Source organism: Marinospirillum sp. (assembly GCF_014859565.1).
This window is the reverse complement of sequence record NZ_JACUUA010000282.1, coordinates 1-3,680: the sequence shown is the minus strand read 5'-3', so window position 1 is coordinate 3,680 and position 3,680 is coordinate 1. Positions and strand designations below refer to the sequence as shown.

The window sequence follows — 3,680 nt, the reverse complement described above, 5'->3', positions numbered from 1 at the left end:
GATCGGTCAACTAACCTGGGTCACGTGAGCCGGTATATCCGCTGGCATCACCCATGTTTAAGCAGTGATCCTGCCAGACCCCTGGCCTTCTTACCCCGAAGGAGGCCGACGTTGTTGATGTCTGGTGGCAGGCTGCCGGTGATGCTGGTGCTAACGGCCATCAATCAAGAACACGGGGTTGAGGAAAGGTTATGACTACAACAACCAAGGTTCATGCCCAGTGGTCTTCCCGCATGGGTTTTGTGCTCGCAGCAACAGGCTCGGCAGTGGGTCTGGGCAATATCTGGAAATTCCCCTACATGGTTGGCGACAGCGGCGGTGCGGCGTTTGTGCTGATCTATCTGGCGTGTATTTTTCTGATCGGTTTACCGATTCTGGTTGGTGAGTGGTTGCTGGGTCGCCGTGGTCAGAAAAACCCCATTTACACCATGCAGGATCTGGCGGCAAAAAGTGGCAGCAGCAAAGCCTGGGTGCTGGTGGGTCTGAGTGGTGTGCTGGCGGCTTTCCTGATTCTGTCTTTTTATAGTGTCATTGGTGGCTGGTCACTGGCTTATGTCAAGGATGCTGTAATCGGTAACTTTGCCGGACAAGATGGTGACGGTATTGGCGCCTTGTTTACTGGTTTGCTGGCCAGCCCAGCAATATTAGTGTTCTGGCACAGCCTGTTTATGCTGATTACCATTGGTATTGTGGCGCGGGGTGTGACCGGTGGGCTGGAAAAAGCCGCTAAAACCCTGATGCCTGCACTGGCCGGGCTGCTGGTGCTGTTGGTGCTTTATGGTATGACCACTGGCGGATTTATGCAGGCACTGGATTTTATGTTCAAGCCTGACTGGTCACAGCTTCATGGTGGTATTGTTCTGGCTGCACTGGGTCACGCCTTTTTCACCCTGTCGCTGGGTATGGGCATCATGATGGCTTATGGTTCCTACCTGGGCGAAGACGTGAACCTGTTGCAGGCCGCTCGCACGGTGGTGATTTTGGATACGGTGATTGCTCTGGCAGCCGGTCTGGCGATCTTCCCGATTGTGTTTGCCAACGGCCTGGATCTTGGACAAGGCCCCGGTCTGATTTTTGTCACCCTGCCGGTGGCATTTGGCAATATCACTGCGGGTTGGTTGGTGGGTGTGGCCTTTTTTGTGCTGCTGACCTTTGCGGCTATCACCTCGGCAATTTCCCTGCTGGAGCCTGTGGTAGAGTTTGTTGAAGAGCGCACACCACTGAGTCGCTTAGCTTCCACGGTGGTTGCTGGTATTGCTGCATGGGCATTGGGGATACTGGCGCTGTTGTCCTTTAATCTGCTGGGCGATTTCCTGATTCTGGGGCTGAACATTTTTGATCTGCTGGATACCCTGACCAGCAAATTCCTGCTGCCTCTGACTGGCCTGGGTGTCATCCTGTTTGTCGCCTGGTGTCTGGAAAAAGAAGATGTACGCAAAGAGCTGGGGTTGGATATTTATGACTTCAGCCTGTGGAACCTGCTGGCGCGTTATCTGGCACCGGTTGGTGTGTTGATCGTGTTTTTTGCCAACCTTTGATGTGACTTATGCATAAAGTGGGATTGTGGCTGGTATTGCTGCTGCTGAGTGGCAACAGTAATGCTGTGCCCTCTTCCACCCTGCATCTCGGTGTACTGGAATGGCGTGATAGTGTTATTCCAGCCGGTTATTGGCAGCCAACCTTGGCTGCCATAGGTCGGCAACTCCCGAATCATCAGGTGGTTTTACATCCACTTAATCTGCAAGAGCTGGAAGTCGCTTTGGCAGCAGGCCAGCTGGATTTTGTCATGACCAACCCCGGGCATTATGTACAGCTGAGTCAGCACTATCCGCTGGCACCTCTGGCTACCCTGAGAAACCCTGCCTTTGATCCGCCGCAGCAGGCGGTGGGGTCAGTGTTGATAGTGGCAGCTGAATCAGCCGTGCAGCAGTGGCGAGATCTGCGTAATCGACGTGTGGCCGCAGTGCACCCGGAGGCTTTTGGTGGTTTCCAGTTGATCTGGGATCAGCTTGAACATCATGGCCTTAATCTGCAACGCGATGTGGGTGAGTGGATCTTTACCGGATATCCGATGGAAGCACTGCTGGATCGCCTGAATACAGGAGAAGTGGATGCGGTGGTCTTGCGTAGCTGCCTGCTGGAATCTCTGGCGGCAGAAGGTCGGCTTGATTTGCAGGATTACAGAGTGATTGGGAAGCGTCAAATGGCGGGGTATCCCTGTCAGCTATCCAGCGACCTTTATCCTGACTGGCCATTTTTAAGCACAGGTCGTCAGCCAACTGAGGTAGTACAACAGATTGCACTGGCACTGCTACAGATGCCGGATACACCGGAAAATCGTTCGCAGTGGTCTACGCCCCTATCCTATCAACCAGTGTACCAATTGTTTGAACGCCTTAGAGTTGGACCTTATGCAGCCTTCCCCCGTAACCCGCTGCTGGCACTGCTGCACCAATACCGCTATCTCCTGCTGGTACTTGCAGGGCTGATGATTTTATTCCTGATCCATCATTTACGTGTGAGTCATCTGGTGCGATTGCGTACCCATGAGCTGCAATTATTGATGCATGAACAGCAGCAGAAAAAAGCAGAACTGGCTCATTTATCCCGTATTTCCATGATGGGCGAGCTGGCCGCTGGGCTGGCGCATGAATTGAATCAACCTCTAACAGCCAGCATGAATTATGCACAGGGTATGTTGCGCCTGCTGGATAAACCCGCTACAGGACAACAAGAGGCTGAAGGGAGCAGACTGCGTGATGCTGCATCCAGAATTGTTGCCCAGAGTGAGCGAGCGGCAGGCATTATTCGTAATCTGCGAGGGTTTTTGCGCAAGGAGCTGCCAGCCAAAGAAAACCTGGATATCAACCTGTTGCTGGAAGAAGCACTGTTGCTGACAGAACCGGACATTCGGGCGCGACAGGTGCAAATACATTTGCAATTACCGCCTTCTCCGTCTCTTGTGCATGGCAATCGCATTGAGCTGCTGCAGTTGTTTATCAATCTGCTGAACAACGCGCTGGATGCCATGCAAAACACATCATTAGCTGCGCGTAATCTTGACATCACCTGTGAGCAACAGCAGCATTGCTGGGTCATCAGCATTAAAGATCAGGGTGAAGGGATTGCTGCTGATGTGGCTGCACACCTGTTTGACCCGTTTTTTACTACCCGCCGCAACGGCATGGGATTGGGGCTTAAACTCTGCCAGACTCTGGTGCGCTCACACGGCGGATCACTGACTTTGACCAACCGCCCGGAAGCTGGTGCCGTGGCTCGGATTGAGTTGCCACAACTCAAAACCTGACTCTGGAGTGAAATGGATGCACAAGGAAACAACCCAGCCTTTGATTCGACTGCTGGATGATGATCAGCAGGTGCGTGAGTCCTTGCAGTGGTTGCTGGAAACCGTCGATCTGGAGGTGATGGCTTTTGGACATCCGGATGACTTTTTAGCCTGCCCAGTCAGTGATCGACCCGGTTGTCTGTTGCTGGATGTGCGGATGCCCGGTTTGAGCGGACTGGAAATGCAACAGCAGCTGAAGCAGCAACAGCCTCTGCTGCCGGTTATTCTGATGAGTGGTCATGCAGATGTGGGTATGGCAGTGCAGGCCATGAAAGAGGGAGCGCTGGATTTTTTTGAGAAACCCTTTAATGATCAGCTGCTGCTGGACTCAATC

Annotated in this window: 3 protein-coding genes; all 3 read left to right on the top strand. The window is 53.0% G+C overall.

All coding sequences use genetic code 11. From position 1 onward, the window contains the following. Positions 1–191: 191 nt before the first annotated feature. Positions 192–1,538: a sodium-dependent transporter gene (locus tag IBX50_RS18350; protein WP_292257848.1), complete on the top strand. Its 1,347-nt coding sequence runs from the start codon at positions 192–194 to the stop codon at positions 1,536–1,538. Positions 1,539–1,546: 8 nt separating this feature from the next. Beyond that, positions 1,547–3,307, top strand: coding sequence for a sensor histidine kinase (locus IBX50_RS18345; protein ID WP_292257847.1), 1,761 nt, complete (start codon positions 1,547–1,549; stop codon positions 3,305–3,307). Between the two features lie 16 nt (positions 3,308–3,323). Beyond that, a partial coding sequence (locus IBX50_RS18340; RefSeq protein ID WP_292257846.1) for a response regulator occupies positions 3,324–3,680 on the top strand: 357 nt, incomplete at its 3' end.